General features: G+C 60.2%; 21 protein-coding genes. All 21 read right to left on the reverse strand.

Annotated features, from left to right (window positions below; translation table 11 throughout):
• Positions 1-42: 42 nt before the first annotated feature.
• The 21 genes from cobT to E3U32_RS13365 are packed head-to-tail and all read right to left on the reverse strand — an operon-like array spanning position 43 to position 17,148.
• Positions 43-1,098: a nicotinate-nucleotide--dimethylbenzimidazole phosphoribosyltransferase gene (cobT, locus tag E3U32_RS13265; RefSeq protein ID WP_134349154.1), complete on the reverse strand. Its 1,056-nt coding sequence runs from the start codon at positions 1,096-1,098 to the stop codon at positions 43-45.
• Positions 1,099-1,109: 11 nt separating this feature from the next.
• Positions 1,110-1,718 carry an adenosylcobalamin/alpha-ribazole phosphatase gene (locus tag E3U32_RS13270; protein WP_134349155.1) on the reverse strand — a complete coding sequence of 203 codons (609 nt, stop codon included), beginning with the start codon at positions 1,716-1,718 and terminating at the stop codon, positions 1,110-1,112.
• 3 nt (positions 1,719-1,721) lie between these two features.
• A complete protein-coding gene (gene cobS / locus E3U32_RS13275; protein ID WP_134349156.1) occupies positions 1,722-2,480 on the reverse strand; it encodes an adenosylcobinamide-GDP ribazoletransferase in 759 nt (252 codons plus the stop codon).
• The gene (gene cobU, locus E3U32_RS13280) at positions 2,471-3,022 is read right to left on the reverse strand and encodes a bifunctional adenosylcobinamide kinase/adenosylcobinamide-phosphate guanylyltransferase (protein WP_134349157.1); all 552 of its coding nucleotides are present in this window, start codon (positions 3,020-3,022) and stop codon (positions 2,471-2,473) included. The genes cobS and cobU overlap by 10 nt, the downstream gene beginning before the upstream one ends.
• A complete protein-coding gene (locus E3U32_RS13285; protein WP_134349158.1) occupies positions 3,019-4,542 on the reverse strand; it encodes a cobyric acid synthase in 1,524 nt (507 codons plus the stop codon). The genes cobU and E3U32_RS13285 overlap by 4 nt, the downstream gene beginning before the upstream one ends.
• Positions 4,539-5,357, reverse strand: coding sequence for an energy-coupling factor ABC transporter ATP-binding protein (locus E3U32_RS13290; protein WP_134349159.1), 819 nt, complete (start codon positions 5,355-5,357; stop codon positions 4,539-4,541). Before E3U32_RS13290 ends, E3U32_RS13285 begins: the two co-directional genes overlap by 4 nt.
• 11 nt (positions 5,358-5,368) lie before the next feature.
• The gene (locus E3U32_RS13295) at positions 5,369-6,046 is read right to left on the reverse strand and encodes an energy-coupling factor ABC transporter transmembrane protein (protein ID WP_134349390.1); all 678 of its coding nucleotides are present in this window, start codon (positions 6,044-6,046) and stop codon (positions 5,369-5,371) included.
• Complete coding sequence (locus tag E3U32_RS13300) at positions 6,033-6,314, reverse strand: energy-coupling factor ABC transporter substrate-binding protein (protein ID WP_024908226.1); 282 nt, start codon at positions 6,312-6,314, stop codon at positions 6,033-6,035. The genes E3U32_RS13295 and E3U32_RS13300 overlap by 14 nt, the downstream gene beginning before the upstream one ends.
• Position 6,315: 1 nt before the next feature.
• Positions 6,316-7,053 carry a cobalt ECF transporter S component CbiM gene (gene cbiM, locus E3U32_RS13305; protein WP_134349160.1) on the reverse strand — a complete coding sequence of 246 codons (738 nt, stop codon included), beginning with the start codon at positions 7,051-7,053 and terminating at the stop codon, positions 6,316-6,318.
• Entirely contained in the window at positions 7,053-7,763 is a 711-nt protein-coding gene (locus E3U32_RS13310) for a cobalt-factor II C(20)-methyltransferase (RefSeq protein WP_134349161.1), read from the reverse strand. The genes cbiM and E3U32_RS13310 overlap by 1 nt, the downstream gene beginning before the upstream one ends.
• The gene (gene cbiK, locus E3U32_RS13315) at positions 7,760-8,554 is read right to left on the reverse strand and encodes a sirohydrochlorin cobaltochelatase (protein ID WP_134349162.1); all 795 of its coding nucleotides are present in this window, start codon (positions 8,552-8,554) and stop codon (positions 7,760-7,762) included. Before cbiK ends, E3U32_RS13310 begins: the two co-directional genes overlap by 4 nt.
• Before the next feature lie 10 nt (positions 8,555-8,564).
• Positions 8,565-9,350: a cobalt-precorrin-6A reductase gene (locus E3U32_RS13320; protein ID WP_134349163.1), complete on the reverse strand. Its 786-nt coding sequence runs from the start codon at positions 9,348-9,350 to the stop codon at positions 8,565-8,567.
• A complete protein-coding gene (locus E3U32_RS13325; RefSeq protein ID WP_134349164.1) occupies positions 9,347-10,072 on the reverse strand; it encodes a precorrin-3B C(17)-methyltransferase in 726 nt (241 codons plus the stop codon). Before E3U32_RS13325 ends, E3U32_RS13320 begins: the two co-directional genes overlap by 4 nt.
• Complete coding sequence (gene cbiG, locus E3U32_RS13330; protein ID WP_134349165.1) at positions 10,072-11,127, reverse strand: cobalt-precorrin 5A hydrolase; 1,056 nt, start codon at positions 11,125-11,127, stop codon at positions 10,072-10,074. Before cbiG ends, E3U32_RS13325 begins: the two co-directional genes overlap by 1 nt.
• Entirely contained in the window at positions 11,108-11,881 is a 774-nt protein-coding gene (locus E3U32_RS13335) for a cobalt-precorrin-4 methyltransferase (RefSeq protein WP_134349166.1), read from the reverse strand. Before E3U32_RS13335 ends, cbiG begins: the two co-directional genes overlap by 20 nt.
• Positions 11,874-12,443 (reverse strand): decarboxylating cobalt-precorrin-6B (C(15))-methyltransferase, encoded by a 570-nt coding sequence (locus E3U32_RS13340; RefSeq protein ID WP_134349167.1) that lies wholly within the window; start codon positions 12,441-12,443, stop codon positions 11,874-11,876. The genes E3U32_RS13335 and E3U32_RS13340 overlap by 8 nt, the downstream gene beginning before the upstream one ends.
• The gene (locus tag E3U32_RS13345; RefSeq protein ID WP_134349168.1) at positions 12,433-13,038 is read right to left on the reverse strand and encodes a cobalt-precorrin-7 (C(5))-methyltransferase; all 606 of its coding nucleotides are present in this window, start codon (positions 13,036-13,038) and stop codon (positions 12,433-12,435) included. The genes E3U32_RS13340 and E3U32_RS13345 overlap by 11 nt, the downstream gene beginning before the upstream one ends.
• The gene (cbiD, locus tag E3U32_RS13350) at positions 13,032-14,171 is read right to left on the reverse strand and encodes a cobalt-precorrin-5B (C(1))-methyltransferase CbiD (RefSeq protein ID WP_134349169.1); all 1,140 of its coding nucleotides are present in this window, start codon (positions 14,169-14,171) and stop codon (positions 13,032-13,034) included. The genes E3U32_RS13345 and cbiD overlap by 7 nt, the downstream gene beginning before the upstream one ends.
• Positions 14,168-14,800, reverse strand: a complete 633-nt coding sequence (locus E3U32_RS13355; protein WP_049008368.1) for a cobalt-precorrin-8 methylmutase — start codon at positions 14,798-14,800, stop codon at positions 14,168-14,170. Before E3U32_RS13355 ends, cbiD begins: the two co-directional genes overlap by 4 nt.
• Positions 14,801-14,812: 12 nt before the next feature.
• Complete coding sequence (gene cbiB, locus E3U32_RS13360) at positions 14,813-15,772, reverse strand: adenosylcobinamide-phosphate synthase CbiB (RefSeq protein WP_134349170.1); 960 nt, start codon at positions 15,770-15,772, stop codon at positions 14,813-14,815.
• Positions 15,769-17,148, reverse strand: a complete 1,380-nt coding sequence (locus E3U32_RS13365) for a cobyrinate a,c-diamide synthase (protein WP_134349171.1) — start codon at positions 17,146-17,148, stop codon at positions 15,769-15,771. The genes cbiB and E3U32_RS13365 overlap by 4 nt, the downstream gene beginning before the upstream one ends.
• Positions 17,149-17,185 lie beyond the last annotated feature (37 nt).

A 17,185-nucleotide genomic window follows, 5' to 3' on the forward strand; every position in this document is an offset into this window, starting at 1 on the left:
AAAAAACCTGCGGTATTGCTATCGCAGGTTTTTGCCTTTCCGTCACGCAGGAACGGGCAACTCAATGCCGCTTTGCGCCAGTTGCCCCATCTCACAATACATCGCGCATGCCGCACTGACGATAGACATTGCCAGCGCGGCACCGCTCCCTTCGCCAAGACGCATGTCAAGATGGATAAACGGCGCCAGTCCAAGGTATTCCAGCGCACGCCTGGCCCCCTTTTCGGCGGAAAAATGAGAGGGAATACAGTAGTTCTTAACTTCTGGCGCAATCTGGCAGGCGGCGATGGCTGCGGCATACGAGAGAAAACCGTCTAACACCACGGGCAGGCCGCATGCGCCAGCGCCTAAAATCACCCCGGTCATGCCCACCAGGTCGTAGCCGCCGACTTTGGCCAGAACATCAACCGCATCGTGCGCATCCGGCTGGTTAATGCGTATCGCCTGCCGGACAATGGTTTCCTTATGCTGCACCCGGTCCTGCGGCAAATTGGCCCCAATCCCCACCACATCATGCGGATCGCTGTCGGTCAGCACGCTGATGATTGCCGAGGCCGGTGTCGTATTGGCAATACCAAGCTCGCCAACGCCAAAGACGGAGATCCCCTCCTGAGCGCGTTTTTTAACGAGGCTGGCGCTCGCCAGCAGCAGGTGCTCGGCATCCTGACGGCTCATCGCCGGTCCTTGAGCGATATTACCGCAGCCACGAGAGAGTTTAAGGCTGAGCATATTGTCGATAGGCTCACCGTCAATACCGATGTCAACGGGCAGTACCGACGTCTGGCTATTGCGGGCCAGCACGCACACACCGGTCAACCCCTTTTGCATATTGACGGCCTGAAGCCAAGTCACCACTTTCGGCGTCACGGCCACACCTTCATCAAACACGCCATGGTCGGCGCACATGACGATAATCTCTTTTTGCAGATTATCGAGCCTGTCGATTCCCCACATTCCCGAAAGCTGTATTGCCAGACTCTCCAGCCGACCGAGGCTGTTTGTCGGCTTTATTAAGCCATCAACATGCCGCGAGGCCGCCTGAATCTTCTGTTTATCAAGCGGTCTGATAGCCGCCGCCAGCGCCTTCACTGTCCCCATCCTCATCACCCTCACTCTTCAGTTTGCCAAACGCTTCTGCCATTAAATACGCGTAATACCCAATACCCGGACCGATTTTCAACGACCGTGTAAGCATCGTGACTGAACGGGAAATGCCACATCGCCGCCACGGGCATCCCTAACCAGGTTGCCAGCAGCAGGCTCAGCACGCCCTGATGCGCCACAATGAGCGTGTCTTCACGCTGCTGTAGCTGACTCAGCTCATCCGCCGCCGCCCTGACGCGCGCGGCGAAATGCGGGAATGCCTCGCCGCCGTCGGGCGTTGCGTTTTGCCAGTCATCCATCCAGCGCTGCCACGACGCGGGACTCTCTTTTTCGATGTCGCTGAAGTGCCGCATTTCCCATTCACCAAAATCCAGCTCGTTAAGTCGCGCATCAACATGGACATCATGGGCTGTCGGCACGATAAGCCGCGCCGTTTGCTGCGAACGCTGCAGCGCGCTGACGCGCGTTTGCCCGAACGCGACCCCGGACAGGTAACCGGCAACACGCTGGCTTTGCGCAATGCCCTGCGGCGAGAGTGACAAATCGGTGCTCCCGTAAAATACGCCGCTGATGTTAGCGGTTGTTTGACCGTGTCGGACCAGAAAAATACGCATACATCAGACCCACAGTAGCGCCAGCAGGAAGACCATTTCGCCGATCTCCTCCATCGCGCCCAGAGTATCCCCCGTCAGCCCGTTCAGTCGGCGGCTTAAAAAGGTTTTTACCGCATTGACGACAATCCAGGTGATGACGCTGGCGACAAGCCCATGCATCCCGGCCAGCAGCCCCACGAGCGCCACGCCGATGCAGAGGGTGATGACCGTCTCTTTGCCGCTGATATGGCCGAGATACGCGTTTGCCATTCCTGCACCTTCGCGCGCATAGTGCTGCCGGTACATGGCCAACACCATTCCCGTTCGCCCGACGATCGGCGCACACACCAGCAGCGCAAACAGGGTATTAACCGGAAGATAAGCCAGGGAAATCACCGCTGCGACTTTGATAAGGATGCAGAATACGATAGCCAGACCGCCGTAGGTCCCCAACCGGCTATCGCGCATAATCTCCAGCATCCGTTCGCGGGTACGGGCAGAAAACACGCCATCGCAGGTGTCCGCCAGACCGTCCAGATGAAACCCGCCGGTCAGCAGCACCAGCGCCAGGACCCAGGCGACCGCGCCGATATAGATCCCCCCGCCGGTCTGGCTCACCGCCAGATAGCCTAAGGCGGCCAGGACGCCCACGATCAGGCCCACCACGGGGAACCAGGGGACGCCACGGCCATACTGTGAAAATTCAACGCCGTCGCTCCACTTTTGCGGCACCGGTATGCGGGTAATAAATCCCAGCGTCGCCCACAACATTTTTAACGGCATTTAATCTTTACTCCAATTCCCGAGACAACCAGCCACACTTCCTGCGCCGCCTGCGCCAGCCTTTGGTTCGCGCGCCCGGCAATATCAACAAAATGACGCGCCAGCCGATTCTCTGGCGTGATGCTCATGCCCAGCTCATTGGTCACAATATAGACCGGTGCCGCCGACTGCTGACAGGCCGCAATCAGGTCGTCCACCTGCTGTTGCAGCACCGCCTCAAGCGCGGAAAAATCGAGGGTCTCCGGCGAAGCGCCGCCGCTGGCGTCATAGAGCAGGTTCGACAGCAGGGTGGTGACGCATTCCAGAACCACGCCTTCGCCCGGCTGCACCTGGTGGCGAATCACATCGCCCAGATCGCGATACCCTTCCCAGGTTCGCCAGTGCGCAGGACGCTGGGCGCGGTGCTTGTCAACGCGCAGCGCCATCTCTTCATCGGTAATCACTGACGTCGCGATATACAGCACGCGCTCGCACTGCTGCGCCGCCAGTTTTTCGACGTGCGCGCTTTTCCCGCTGCGCGCGCCTCCGGTGACCAAAATCATGCGCCTTCCTCCTGATGCTCCCGCATTATTTGATAGATCTTTTTAATATCAATATGCTCTCTCATCGCGCTCGCCAGGATATCAAACTGTTGCGCTTTCCAGGCGGCGTAATCCAACACAACGTCTAAGGGCGCCAGTCCTTTGCGCTGGCGTAAGCCATCCACCATCGCGCGCGTGAAGGCATCGTTATCGAATAGCCCATGGAGATACGTCCCTATCACCTGGCCGTCAGCGCTGATTGCACCGTCCGCTATGCGCTCGCCCTCTTTTTCCAGAAACAGCGCCGGGGCATCGTCGGATGTCAGCCGGGTCTCTCCCATATGAATCTCATAGCCCTGCACCTTAATGCCCGATGCCGACGTCAGCCACGCCGGCAGCGCCGACGCCATCTGCGCCGAGACCTGCGTCGTGGTTTTTTGCTGCGCGAAGCGGGTCACGGTATGGAGCAGACCCAGCCCTGGCTGGGTTCCCATCCCCGATTCCACCTCATCAATGATGGTGTCGCCAAGCATCTGGTAGCCGCCGCAAATGCCCATGACGGGCACGTTCTGCTGGTGGGACCGCAGCACCGCGTGCGCCATGCCGCTTTCCCGCAGCCAGGCCAGATCGCCCAGCGTATTTTTACTGCCGGGTAGAATCACGAGGTCAGCCCCCGCCAGCTCATGGGGATAACGGACATAGCGCACGCGAACGTCGGGCTGCGCCGCCAGCGCGTTAAAATCGGTGAAGTTGGAGATATGCGGCACCTGCACCACGGCGATGTCGATATCGCGCTCTGCGGTTCTCAGGTATTTTCCCTTTTGCAGCGCCACGCCGTCTTCATCTTCCAGATCCACATCCAGCCACGGCATAACGCCCAGTACCGGCACGCCGGTCAGGTTTTCTATCTGCTCAATGCCCGAGTAAAGCAGCGCAACATCGCCACGAAATTTATTGATGATGACCCCTTTCACGCGCGCCCGCTCGTGGTCGTGCAGCAGCGCCAGCGTGCCGTAGATGGCGGCAAATACGCCGCCTCTGTCAATGTCCGCCACGAGGATTACCGGGCACTTCGCCATTTCGGCCATCCCCATGTTGACGATATCGCGATCGCGCAGGTTAATCTCCGCCGGGCTGCCCGCGCCTTCCAGCACCAGCACGTCAAACTCCCCGGCCAGGCTGTTATAGACTTCGCGGATCTGCTCCCGCAGACGCGGTTTGTACTCGTGGTAGCTGACCGCGTCCATATCGGTTGCCACCTGCCCCATCAGCACCACCTGCGCTTTACGGTCGCTGGTCGGTTTTAACAGCACCGGATTCATCCGTACGTCCGGCGTTATCCCCGCCGCCTGGGCCTGAAAAATCTGCGCGCGGCCCATCTCTTTTCCCTCCGGGGTGATACCGGAATTGAGCGCCATATTCTGCGACTTAAACGGCGCGGTACGCAGGCCATCCTGATAAAAAATCCGGCACAGCCCCGCCACCAGGACGCTTTTACCGACGTCGGAAGCAGTTCCCTGCAACATAATTGCCTGCGTCATGAGGCCTCCTTCATTACGTTTTTTTGTCGCATACGGCTGAAAAATTCATCTTCGGTTTTACATAACGGCAGGCCAAGCTGCGCGTGCAGTTTGACGAGCCAGGGCTGCGTTAATCCGGCCCGTTCAATCAGTTCGCCGCGGGCAAAGACCTCACCCGGCGCGCCGTGCGCCAGCACTTCTCCCCGGCGCAGCACGTAGACGGCATCGCTGACTTCGTAAATCAGGTCAATATCATGACTGGAGATCACCACATGGTTCCCCTGCGCCACAATACGCCTGATAATCTCGATCATCTGCGTGCGTCCTGAAGGATCAAGCCCGGCCGTGGGCTCGTCCAGCAGAAGATAACGGGCCCCCAGCACCAGCGCCCCGGCAATGGCAACCCGCTTCTTTTGCCCGTGGCTCAGGCACTGGATCGGCTGCTGGCGAAAATGCTGCGCGTCGACCAGCGTCAGCGCATCGTCGACACGCCGCGCAATCTCCGCTTCCGCCACGCCCAGGTTGCGCAGGCTGAAGGCGATGTCGCTATCAATATCGGTATAAAAGATCTGCTGATCGGGATCCTGAAACACCGTTGCGACCTGTTGACGGAGCGCCAGCAGTCCGCGCTTGCTGTAGTCCAGCGGCTTCCCCTGCCACAGCACCGCACCCTGCTGCGGCTTCAGCAGGCCGCTCAGGTTCATAAATAACGTCGACTTTCCGCAGCCATTAGCCCCGACCAGCCCGGTGACCGGATGGGTCGAAAAATCCAGCGTCAGCCCTTTCAGTACCTGCGCCTCCTGATAGCGAAACCAGAGATCGGCGGTGGTCAGCATGGTGCGATTCCTTACAGGGGAAAATCACCCTGGTAGAGTTTAATATCCAGCGTGGTCGCCATCTGCTGATAGCGAATCAGCACCCGGGTAAACAGCAAACCGACCAGCATCGCCAGCGAGCGATAACTTTTTGGCAGGCTACGATAGCCAAAACGCAGCGTCTGCGCGCGGTGAATCGCCAGCGCTTCGTCTAACAGAATAAAAATAAAGCGCCAGGTCAGCAGGATCTGCTCGGTAAGCAGGCGCGGCACGCGCGCCCGCTTAAGCAGCACAATCAGCTGCGGAAACGGCAGGTTCAGCACCAGCCAGAAGGTCGCTGCCAGCGCGGCAAGGCTGCGCCAGAAGGTTTCATTGGCGACGGTCAGCCCGGAAGCGGTTATCCCCAGCCAGTAGTGCCCCACCGGGACGCCTGCCGCCAGCGTGTGCGGGTCGCGGGTGACGCTAAAGAGGATCGTCAGCACGCCGACCAGCAGAAAACCAAACGGCAGCGCCATCCAGCGGCACCAGCGCCAGAAGGTCATCCGCAGCAGCCAGCAGGTCAGTCCCGCCGTCAACGCCAGGACGATCCCCTGCCCCAGCGGCGGCAGCGCAAACGCCAGCATCATCAGCACCAGCCAGAGCAGAAACTTGCGCTCCGGCGCAACGTGAGCCCAGCGGCTTTGGTAGCTAAGCCTGTCAAGCCCGGTCATCACGGCGCTGTCTGCCTTTGGTGTAGCCCAAAATATAGAAAATCACCGCTGCACCAATCGACCCCTGTAACGTAAACAGCAGGCTTTCAATTTCGCCGCTGGCGGGCTCATAGAGCGGCGTGAACCACGGCGTGTAATGGGGCGCCACAACCTGAATTTGATTTTCGGCTTCACCATCCGAGCCGCCAAATTCCCCACCGTGATCGATAAAAAATGGCAGTACGATCAGGGCGAGCACCATCGCCAACAGCATCAGCGTCTTTTTCATCTCAGTGTCCTTGTGCGGTAATCAGCTGACGTTTGGTCAACTGGTCATAAATCATGACGGTTAACAGCCCCTCCGCGATGGCGATGGGGATCTGCGTCAGGCAGAAAATGCCCATGAATTTCACAATCGATCCCGCGGCACCCGTCGCCGGGTCCGGGAACGCCGCGCCAAGCTGGACCGAGGTGACAAAATAGGTCACCAGATCTGCCAGCATCGCGCACAAAAATACCCCGATATCACGACGGATCCCGGCACGGCAGGCCATTTTCCACACCATGTACCCGACAACCGGCCCAATCACCGCCATCGACATGCCGTTCGCGCCAAGCGTGGTTAACCCACCGTGCGCCAGCAGCAGCGCCTGAAACAGCAGCACGATGGCGCCGAGAATGGCGACGACTCCTGGCCCGAACAGAATCACGGCGAGCCCCACGCCGGTCGGGTGAGAGCAACTGCCGGTCACCGAGGGGATCTTCAGCGCCGACAGCACGAAAATAAACGCCCCGCACAGCGCCAGCAGGACTTTCTGGTGGCTATCCTCCTGCACGATACGACGCAGGCGCACCAGTCCATACCACAGACACGGTAAGAAGATCAGCCACCACGCCAGCGCCCACATCGGCGGTAAAAACCCTTCCATGATGTGCATCGCGAACGCCTGCTCCGGCACCACCATCAGCAATAGCGCCGCAGCCAGGCCACTTAATGACAGCTGTTTAAGCTGTTGTTCGAGTTTCATTACGCATACTCCCACTCTCTGTTGACCAGAATGGTCGAGAAATAGGGTAACGGCTGGTCATCAGCAACCTCGTCCAGATGCCGCCAGCACTGCTCGCCGGGGAGCGTGGCCTCTGACATCATCAGCGCGCAGTTCAGCAGCCCGGCCTGCGTCAGCAGCGCTTTGATGCGCGCAAACCGGCCATAGACCTTCATCAGCACCAGGCTGTCATGTTGCTGCAGCGCCTGCGCAATCTCCGCTTCCGGCGCGGTACAGGCGATCACCGCCAGCGACTGCTGTTCCATCGCCAGCGGCGTTTTTGACCGCGCGGCAATCGCGGCAAACGACGTCACGCCGGGCACAATTTCCAGCCAGTCCGGGCTGCCGATGCGCTGAAGTAAGAACACCCAGGTGCTGAACAGCATGGCGTCGCCCAGGGTGATAAAACCAACCTGTTTTCCGTCGTTCACCTCCCTTACTAACGCATCGGCCACCGCATCCCACACCGCCTCCTTTTCAGCGCTGTCGGCGCTCATGGGAAAGTGGCAGCAGCGGATTTCGGTCTGTTCGCCGATAAACGTCCGGACGATAGAAAGCGCCAGGCTATCACCGCCTTTGCGGCCCGCCGGGGCGTAGAGAATATCCAGCGAACCGAGGATCCGTGAGGCGCGCACGGTGATAAGGTCCGGCGCGCCCGGCCCGGTACTCAGGGCGTACAGTTTGCCGCTCATGCTGCCTCCTCCATCGCCATGTCCAACGCCTGCTGTAAATGGGCGACGAACATCGCGCGCACCGCCGGGTTTTCCCCCAGTCCGCTCAGCCACGGCGTTGCCGGGATCCCGGCTGCGTTAAACAATGTCTTCCAGGAGTCCTCGTCGTCAGAGGCCATATCATTGATGGCGTGATCGCCGGCCACCAGCATCAGCGGCATCAGATGCACGGCGGTAACGCCTTCTTTACCGAGGCTCTCAATCAGGATGTCGACTTCCGGGTAGCTCTCCACCGCGCCGACGCGGGCCGGAAAGCCCTGCGCCATCATCATGTGGTCGAGGCAGGCATAGGCCGCAAAGGCGTGATGGCTGGCGCCGTGGCCCATAAACACCACTTTTTCCGTTGCCCCAAGCGTCGGCATCTGCTGTTGCAACGCGCGCATCAGCTGCGCGTAATCGTCGTGGCTGCTCAGCAGCGGTACCCCCAGAGTCAGGCGGGTAAACAGCGGGCGCAGGCTCTGCACTTCACGGACGATTTTCTCGTACTCATCGCCGTTGATGATGTGCAGAGACTGAATCGCCACGTCCTGATATCCCTGAGCCGCAAGCTTTTTCAGCGCCTGCAGCGGCGTATCGATCTCAATGCCGTCACGCTGTTTGAGCTTGCGAATAATCATCCCGGAGGTGAATGCCCGAAACAGCTCGCGGTCAGGGCAGCTTTCCGCCAGCGCACGCTCGCAGGCCACAATGTTCTTCTCGCAGGTATCGTGGTAGCTGGTACCAAAGCTGACCACCAGAAGTGCCTTCTTCATCTCTAACTCCTTAAGCAGCGGCCAGCCAGCGGGCTAAACGCCCGGCGAATGCGGCCTGACTTTCCAGTAACTCCTCTCCCGTCACCAGCGGCGCCGGGCGTGTAATCACAATGCAGGGGATGCCCGCATCCAGACAGGGTTGAACCTTTTCCCGATAACCGCCTTCCGCACCGGACGCTTTGGTTATCATCACGTCAGCCCTGCACTGGCGATAAAACGCCGCGTTAAACTCAGCGCTGAATGGCCCGCACATAGCGAAGATCTCGGTAACGCCAAAGCCAAGCCCGGCGCATTGCTCAAGGACCTCCGGCACCGGCAGCACCCGAGCCAGCAGCGTTTTCTCCGGCAGCCCGGCGCGCCAGCGCGCCAGATCTTTACTGCCGGTGGTCAGCAGCACGCGTTCACCCAGCCGCCGCGCGATGTCGCAGGCCTCGTCAATTCCCGGCACGCTGTAAAGCAGCGGATGCGTCAGCTCGCTGAGCTGTTCGGGGCGCTGATAGCGGCTAAGCAGCACGCCCACCGTTTCACAGGCCGTCAGGATGTTGCGGCTGACCACCTCAGCGTAGGGATGCGAAGCGTCAATCACCCAGCGGGTCCTGTTTTTTGCAAGCCAGTCAACCATCTGCTGCGGCTCCAGGCGGCCACAGCGCACCCGGCCGTTAATGTCGCCCGCCAGCCGCTCCCCGGTGGGCGTCGCCACCGACAGGGTATAGGCCACGCCGGCCGCATCAAGCTGTTGGCAGATCGCGCGGGCATCGCTGGTGCCGCCCATGACCAGCACGTCGCCATAGTTCACAGCACATAGCCCCGCGGAGTGATCATCAGCTCCTCCTGAACATAGGTGGCTTTATTTCCGACAATCACCAGGCTTGTCATATCGACCGGTTCAAAGTCCATGTCGCCCAGCGTGGTCAGCCACTTCTCCTGCTTTTTACGCCCGGCAGACTTCACTACCCCTACCGGCGTTTGCGGACTTTTGCTGGCGGACAGCAGCTCGAACGCGCGCGCCAGATGGCCCTCGCGACCCCGGCTGCGCGGGTTATAGAAACAGATGACAAAGTCCGCTTCTCCCGCAGCAACAATGCGTTTTTCGATGACCGGCCACGGCGTCAGCAGATCGCTCAGGCTGATGTGGCAAAAATCGTGCATCAGCGGCGCGCCAAGCAGAGACGCGGCGGCGATACTGGCCGTCATCCCGGGGATAAGGCGAACCTCAACGTCCAGCTTCTGTTTGCTGACCAACTCCAGCACCAGCCCCGCCATCCCATAAATACCGGCGTCGCCGCTGCTGATAAGCGCGACGTTATGCCCGGCCTGCGCCAGTTCGATCGCCGCCTGACAGCGCTCAATCTCTTTGCACATACCGGTTTTGATCACCTGTTTGTCGCCGGTGAAGGCCTTCACCAGATGGGTATAGGTTTTATAGCCAACGATGATTTCTGCCGCCTGCAGCGCGTCTACGGCTTCCATGGTCATCATGGCCTGCGAGCCCGGGCCGATTCCAATTACGGTTAACATCAGTGTGAAACTCCCAAAGTGATAGTGACGCCCTGTTCGCGCAGGGTTTCTCCTCGTAGTTGCCCATGGCTCAGCAGCCACGCTGCCGGACCCGAGACGCTCCCCACCCCAACCGTCTGGCGTACAAACGGTGAAGCCGGAAAGCGATGTTCGTGCTCACGCAGCGCGTCAGCGGTAAAGGTTTCAAACGGTACACGCCAGCAGGCGGCAAGCTGAAGCAGGCCCGCTTCGTCTTTTTTAAGGGAGACGCTGCCAATCGCTTTTAGGGCCAGCGGGTCGAACTGCTGCGCCTCAAGCTGACGCGTCAGCAGCGTCGCCAGCAGCGGAAACGGCGTGTCGCGTCGACAGCCGATGCCCGCCACGACCCGCTGAGGGACCAGCTTCCAGTGCGGCAACGGCAGTTCCGGCAGCGTGTTGCGCAGCGTGATACACACCAGCGCATCCAGTTCCGGGAGGTGCTGCAGGTCGTTCACGGTGATAAACCCGCGCCTGTCGCACTGACTGACGTCGTCATCGAGTTCCGCATCCCACCACAGCCCTACCCGCTGATGGCTCACCAGCATCTGGTTGACGATTTTTACCGTCGTTCGGAAATCGCTCATTCGGGCGTTCAGCTGGAAGGCAAGGGTATCCAGCGCAGCCATCTCGTTGACGTCCGTGGCGGTGGTAATCACCGGGTCCGCCCCCAGCATTTCCGCCAGGTAGCGGGTCAGCGCATTCGCCCCGCCAGCATGGCCGGAAAGCAGGCTAATCACGTGCTGCCCGCGCTCATCGATCACCACCACCGCCGGGTCGCTCAGTTTGTCGTGGATGAGAGGCGCCAGGACGCGTACCGCAATGCCGGTTGCGCCGATAAAAACCAGCGCCGGGTAGTGCGTGAACGCCTCGCGAACCGCCGGGGCAAAACCGCCGTCGAAGGAGACAAAGCCCTCTTCCTGCAAGCGCTCGCTGGTGAAGCATGTTACCGGCAGCATCGCCGCCAGGCGTTTCGCCAGCCGCACGCCGCCCGGCGTCAGGCAAAACAGTGCGATGGACTCAGGCTTTACGGTATTCATGGCTAAAATCCGCGGCATAGAGTTTTGAGTAGTGATACTCCTCGCCCAGGAATTTCCCGACCAGAATGAGCGCCGTTTTGCGGATCCCCGCCTCGCGTACTTTGTCGGCGATGTCCGCCAGCGTGCCGCGTACGGTCTGGCTTTCCGGCCAGGTCGCTTTATAAATGACGGCAACGGGCGTGGTGGCCGGATAACCGCCCTCAATCAGACGTTCCGCCACCCGGTGAATACGCTGGACCGAGAGATAAATCGCCATTGAGGTCTGATGGCTGGCAAATGACTCCAGCTGTTCACGCGCCGGCACCGGCGTACGGCCTTCGAGGCGGGTAATAATCAGGCTCTGTGAGACTTCAGGCACGGTGTATTCCACCCCAAGCTCCGCCGCGGCGCCGAGGAAGGCGCTGACGCCAGGCACCACCTTCCAGGCGATGCCGCGTTTGGTCAGCTCTTCACCCTGCTCCCGGACGGAGCCGTAGAGGGAGACATCACCGGTCTGTAAACGCACCACCGTTTTTCCGGCCTTCACGCCCGCCGCCATCAGGTCGATTATCTGTTCTAAATGGAGTTCCGCGCTGTCGTGGCATTCGGCTCCTTGCGGGCAATAGGCCAACAGTTCGGTATTGATAAGCGAACCGGCATAGATAACCACCTGCGCCTGCTGCAGCAGCCGGTAGCCCTTGAGCGTGATGAGTTCACGGTCACCGGGACCTGCACCGACAAACCACACGCAACGGGAATCAAACGTCTCAGACATGGTGTTCTTCCTTCTGACAGGCGATAACAAAAACGGGATTATTTGGTTTGAAATAGTGCCCGCTGCCGAGCGGGGCCAGCGCGGAGACCTGCATTTGCAGGCAATCAATGTCCTGAACGCCGATCTGCTGCAAATGGGCCAGCGCGGTATGGAGGTTTTCCATCAGGATAAACGTCATGACCAGACGTCCGCCTGGATGTAACTGGCGCAGGGACCAGTCAATAAGCGATGTCAGATGGCCGCCGCTGCCGCCCATAAATACCGCATCGGCCTTATCCGCCACCGGTAGCGGCGCAACGCCGGGCAAAATAGCGATATTGCGACAGGCAAAATGCTGTCGATTTTCCGCAAGCAGCTGCAGGGCCGCAGGGTTACGCTCAATGGCCGTCACGCGCAGCGAGGGAAACAGTAGCGCCGCCTCTATCGACACGCTCCCTGTTCCCGCGCCTACATCAATCAGGTGGCTGGCGCGGTGCAGCTCGAGCTTAGTGAGGGCCAGCGCGCGTACCGCCTCTTTGGTCATCGGCACCGTTTCGCCGCGCAGAAACAGTTCATCTTTCATCGAGGATCACCACCGCATTCATTTCATAGTCGGCACTGACCGCACTGACGGGCAGCCAGTGGATCCGTTCGTTTTCCATTGCCAGGTTTTCACCAATCACCATCCAGCGATGGCCCTTACCGCGTGCCACCAGCTGCGCGGCAATCTCTTTCGGCCCGCACTGGCTGTCGGTGACCATCGCCACTTTGCGATGCCGTGCCAGCTCATCAACGTTTACGCTGCGGCCGTGGCTGCTGGTGAGCCACATCTCATTCATATCAATGCCCGCCTGCGCGCACAGGTACTGCACCGCGCTGATACCGGGAATAATGCGTACGCGCGCAATGCCGAAATGCGCCACCATCCGCGACCCAATGCCGTAAAAGAGCGGATCGCCGGAGGCGACAATCACCACCTTTTTCTCCTGACGCGCCTCAACCCAGGCCAGCAGCTCCGGAATGTTGGCTCCCAGGACAAACGTCTCGCCGCAAAACGCCGGAAACTGCAGCAGATGGCGTTTTCCGCCGACCAGCGCATCGGCGCGATCGATGGCTTCACGCGCAGCGGGCGTCATCAGGTGCAATCCCGCAGGCCCCATTCCCACGACCGTTAACATTGCAGCTCCCGGGCTATCGCCTCGACCGGGCGGTTGCTGCCCAGCACCTGGTTATCAAAAGAAAACATAATGGCGTCACAGGTCGGCGGATTTTTGGTAAAGCGCAGCATCTGCATTACGCGCAGGCAGATCCGTTCGGCGAGGTGGCTGTAAATAGGCTGAAAACCGTAGGTTTCGATATGCTCCATCGCCGCTTCGGTGGTATCGCACTCGCTGACAACGGTGAGTAATTCCAGCGGCGCGCCGAGCAGCGCCAGATGTGCCACCAGCGTTTCCATGCGCGCATCGGCGATATGGCTGTGGGTGTGGAAAATCCCGGCGGCAATTTTGATGAGTTTGCCAGGATGGCCGACCAGCACTATCTGGCGAAACCCCAACCGCACCGCCTCTTCGATCATGTAGCCGACAAAGTTGCTCATGGTGACCACGACATCTTCATCGATGCCCATCTGCTCGCGCACAAAGCGCTCGCCATGATTACCCGGCACCAGCACAACCCGCTCCAGCCCGGCCGCGCGTTTAATCTCCAGCTCCAGAGAAAGCGAGCGTTTCCAGCTCTCCTCTGACATCGGTGTGACAATGCCGGTGGTGCCGATGATCGAAATACCGCCGAGGATGCCGAGGCGTGAGTTGTAGGTTTTCTGCGCCCGTTCTTCGCCTTCAGGCGCAAAGATTTCAATGTTGGCCCCGCGCGTCGGGCCAATCGCCTCACGCACTGCGGATTCAATGGTGTGACGCGGCGTGCGGTTGATCGCCGCGCTGCCGATGGGCAGGCCAATGCCTTTGCGCGTCACGGTCCCCACGCCTTCGCCGCCCGCCAGCGTAATCTCGCCGCTGTCGTTGAGCGTCACGCGGGCGAAAATCAGCATGCCGTGCGTGGCGTCAACGTCATCTCCGCCGTCTTTGCGGATGGCCGCAATCGCCTGCTGCCCTTCAATGTGCGGCGACTCCACGTTCAGGCACAGCGTGACGCCGGAGGGCGTCACAATGGAGACCTGATGAATGAGGTGCTGGCGCAGCACCATCAGTGCGGCGACTTTCGCTGCCGCGGTCGCACAGGAACCGGTGGTGTAGCCTTTACGTAATGCCTTCCCGTTATGCCATACCGGGGCATCGAAGGTTGAATCACTCATCGCGCCCCCTGCAGGTAATAAAGCATGGCGTTCACGATCGCCGCCGCCACATTGCTGCCGCCTTTGCGCCCAAGCGCCGCAATAGCGGGCAAATTGCTGTGCGTCAGCGCCTCTTTCGATTCCGCCGCCCCCACAAACCCCACCGGTACCCCCACCACGCCGCTGACGGCAACATCATGCTCAAGCAGGCGAAACAGCGCCGTTGGCGCATTGCCAAAGACGAAGACCTTCTCGCTCTCTTCCGTCACCGCGATATCCACTGCCGCCATCGAGCGGGTGATTCCCTGTGCTTTTGCCTGCGCCACCACCCGCGGGTCGCTGATATAGCAGCGACATTCACCCCCGAATGTGGCGAGCAGCGTTTTGTTGATCCCGGAGAGCGCCATCGTGGTATCGGTATAGATAACGGACGGGCGACGGAGCGCCGCGCAAAGCTGCTCCAGCGCGTCATCTGAAAACCAGAGAATATCCAGCCAGTCAAAATCTGCGGTGGTATGGATCACCCGCTTGACGATCGCCTCATGCAGCGGGCTGGCGAACCGGTATTCCGGCCGCGTTTCGCGAATTATCTCGCCAATGATGTCGAAACTTTTGGCTTCAATCGCCTGGGGTTGCTGGATGTATTGCATAGTCTCTTGTCCTCAGGCCACGCCAGCCATCAGCCAGCGTGCTGCGATAAACAGCGCCAGCGCCAGGATGGAGGAAACCCACATCAGTCGAATCGTTCGGGAAATGTCGTCTACCGCAATCGGGCGCAGCGCGTCGCCAATCCACGGCTTTTCCACGCGCTGGCCAAAATAGGTGTTGGGTCCACCAAGCCGGATGCCCAGCGCACCGGCAACCGTCGCTTCAGCCCACGCGCAGTTGGGGCTGCTGTGGTTGTAGCGGTCGCGCCAGCCGACGCGCAGCGCGCGGGAGGGATTGTCACGGCATAGCCACGCCGCAATGCTCAGCAAGAGCCAGCTCAGGCGCGCGGGGATGGCGTTCGCCACGTCATCCATACGGGCGCTGACCATGCCGATCGCGCGGTATTTTTCGTGCTTGTAGCCCACCATTGAATCGAGGGTATTCACCGCTTTATAGGCCATCGCCAGCGGCGCACCGCCCAGCAGGAGGAAGAACAGCGGGGCGATAACGCCGTCAACCGTGTTCTCCGCGACGGTCTCCACCACCGCCCGGTTGATCTGTTCCGGCTGAAGCTGAGACGTATCGCGCCCCACTATCCATGAGAGTTTTTCGCGGCTTTCATTAAGGTCGCCCGCTCGCAGAGGGCGTTCAACGTCCCGTGCGGCGTTTGCCAGACAGCGCCCGGCCAGCACGGTAAACGTCATCCACACCTCAATTGCCCAACCCAGCCAGGGATGAACCATCCGTCCAAGCGCCAGCACGCCCCAGGCCATGCCCCAGGTCAGTCCCACGACCACCAGCCACATGACGCCGCCGCCAACGCGTAACGCCGCGTCGCTATGGCAGCAGCGGCGAATACCCCGCTGCACCGCGTTGATCAGGTTACCTATCCAGCGCACCGGATGCGGCCAGTTTTGCGGGTCGCCGATGATGACATCGAGCAGCCACGCGACGCACCAGGCAATCAGGGTCATAACGCTCCCCTCGCCGCGGTCAGCCAGCGGCTGAGCATCAGGGGGCGTTGGGCAAAGTGGAGGTGCAGGTAGCTTGCGAACGTGTTACCAACCTGCCAGCCGCCCGCCCATTCCTGCATCGTTACACCATCGCGCACTTTGCGGCACGCCAGTACCGCAGGGGTTTGGGGAGAGAAGTCGGAATAGTGAAATTCATGCCCACGCAGCACCTCGCCGCTATCGGCCAGCAGCGTGGGCTGGCGCGCCTGCGCCTCACAATAGCCAAAACGGGTCAGCCGTTTACCCATCCTGCTGTGGCCGGGGATAATGTTAGCCATCCGGTGAGTGACACCCTCGCTATCTTCCAGCGTGCTGCCGAGATACATCAGCCCACCACACTCGGCGTAGATCGCCACGCCGCGACGATGCGCCTCCCGCAGGCTGGCGAGCATGCTGGTGTTTTCCGTAAGCCGTGCCGCGTACAGTTCCGGGTAACCGCCCCCGAGCCAGACCATCTGGCAGTCAGGTAAATGGCTATCGCGCAGGGGGCTAAAGCGGATAATGTCGACCCCGGTACGTTCGAGTAGCGTGATGTTATCCGGGTAATAGAAGTTGAAGGCGTCGTCATCGGCCATCGCGAGCGTTAAACCGCGCCCGGCGTCCCCGTCAGGAAGCGCGGGCCATGTGCCCTGCGGCAGCGACGCCATCTGGCTGAGCGCGAGAAGTTGCCCGATATCCAGCGTACGTTCGAGAACGGCGGCAAAATTCTGCCAGGTCTGCGGGTCCGCGACCGACTCCCGGGCGGTGACCAATCCGAGATGGCGCTCGGGCAAACCGACGCCCTCAACGCGCGGCACATAGCCCAGGACGGGCACCGTGCAGTAGTGCTCAATTGCCGTTTTGAGCAACTGATAATGCGATTCGCTATTGACGCGATTGACAATCACCCCCGCAATATTGAGGGAGGGATCAAATCGCTGAAAGCCCATTACGGTAGCGGCAATAGAAGTAGAAACCGCCTTGCCGTCCACCAGAAGAATCACCGGACAACCCAGCTGTTTTGCCATCGCGGCGGTGCTGCAATAATTCGGATCGGTGCCGTAGCCGTCATACAGCCCCATCACGCCTTCAATGACCGCGATATCCGCCTGCTGCATATGCTCGCAAAACAGCGCATTAAGTATCGGTTCAGGAAGCATGAAGCTGTCGAGGTTGCGGGAGGACGTACCGCTGACTTTGGTATGCCAGCCGGTATCAAGATAGTCAGGGCCCACTTTGTATGGCTGGACGCGTAACCCACGCTGCATTAACAGACTCAACAGGCCAAGCGTTACCGTGGTTTTACCACAGCCGCTTCCGGTACCTGCCAGAACAAACGCGTACTGCTTTGCCGCCATGGCCCTGATCCTGTCCAGGGTGGTAGGGAGGTATAGA

The sequence above is a fragment of the Lelliottia nimipressuralis genome, from assembly GCF_004402045.1.
Taxonomy (GTDB): domain Bacteria; phylum Pseudomonadota; class Gammaproteobacteria; order Enterobacterales; family Enterobacteriaceae; genus Enterobacter; species Enterobacter chinensis.

Excerpts from the sequence above, each read along its gene's own strand:
- cobT (WP_134349154.1), bottom strand. The coding sequence starts at position 1,098 with ATGGGGACAGTGAAGGCGCTGGCGGCGGCTATCAGACCGCTTGATAAA.
- E3U32_RS13270 (WP_134349155.1), bottom strand. The coding sequence starts at position 1,718 with ATGCGTATTTTTCTGGTCCGACACGGTCAAACAACCGCTAACATCAGC.
- cobS (WP_134349156.1), bottom strand. The coding sequence starts at position 2,480 with ATGCCGTTAAAAATGTTGTGGGCGACGCTGGGATTTATTACCCGCATA.
- cobU (WP_134349157.1), bottom strand. The coding sequence starts at position 3,022 with ATGATTTTGGTCACCGGAGGCGCGCGCAGCGGGAAAAGCGCGCACGTC.
- E3U32_RS13285 (WP_134349158.1), bottom strand. The coding sequence starts at position 4,542 with ATGACGCAGGCAATTATGTTGCAGGGAACTGCTTCCGACGTCGGTAAA.
- E3U32_RS13290 (WP_134349159.1), bottom strand. The coding sequence starts at position 5,357 with ATGCTGACCACCGCCGATCTCTGGTTTCGCTATCAGGAGGCGCAGGTA.
- E3U32_RS13295 (WP_134349390.1), bottom strand. The coding sequence starts at position 6,046 with ATGACCGGGCTTGACAGGCTTAGCTACCAAAGCCGCTGGGCTCACGTT.
- E3U32_RS13300 (WP_024908226.1), bottom strand. The coding sequence starts at position 6,314 with ATGAAAAAGACGCTGATGCTGTTGGCGATGGTGCTCGCCCTGATCGTA.
- cbiM (WP_134349160.1), bottom strand. The coding sequence starts at position 7,053 with ATGAAACTCGAACAACAGCTTAAACAGCTGTCATTAAGTGGCCTGGCT.
- E3U32_RS13310 (WP_134349161.1), bottom strand. The coding sequence starts at position 7,763 with ATGAGCGGCAAACTGTACGCCCTGAGTACCGGGCCGGGCGCGCCGGAC.
- cbiK (WP_134349162.1), bottom strand. The coding sequence starts at position 8,554 with ATGAAGAAGGCACTTCTGGTGGTCAGCTTTGGTACCAGCTACCACGAT.
- E3U32_RS13325 (WP_134349164.1), bottom strand. The coding sequence starts at position 10,072 with ATGTTAACCGTAATTGGAATCGGCCCGGGCTCGCAGGCCATGATGACC.
- cbiG (WP_134349165.1), bottom strand. The coding sequence starts at position 11,127 with ATGAATACCGTAAAGCCTGAGTCCATCGCACTGTTTTGCCTGACGCCG.
- E3U32_RS13335 (WP_134349166.1), bottom strand. The coding sequence starts at position 11,881 with ATGTCTGAGACGTTTGATTCCCGTTGCGTGTGGTTTGTCGGTGCAGGT.
- E3U32_RS13340 (WP_134349167.1), bottom strand. The coding sequence starts at position 12,443 with ATGAAAGATGAACTGTTTCTGCGCGGCGAAACGGTGCCGATGACCAAA.
- E3U32_RS13345 (WP_134349168.1), bottom strand. The coding sequence starts at position 13,038 with ATGTTAACGGTCGTGGGAATGGGGCCTGCGGGATTGCACCTGATGACG.
- cbiD (WP_134349169.1), bottom strand. The coding sequence starts at position 14,171 with ATGAGTGATTCAACCTTCGATGCCCCGGTATGGCATAACGGGAAGGCA.
- E3U32_RS13355 (WP_049008368.1), bottom strand. The coding sequence starts at position 14,800 with ATGCAATACATCCAGCAACCCCAGGCGATTGAAGCCAAAAGTTTCGAC.
- cbiB (WP_134349170.1), bottom strand. The coding sequence starts at position 15,772 with ATGACCCTGATTGCCTGGTGCGTCGCGTGGCTGCTCGATGTCATCATC.
- E3U32_RS13365 (WP_134349171.1), bottom strand. The coding sequence starts at position 17,148 with ATGGCGGCAAAGCAGTACGCGTTTGTTCTGGCAGGTACCGGAAGCGGC.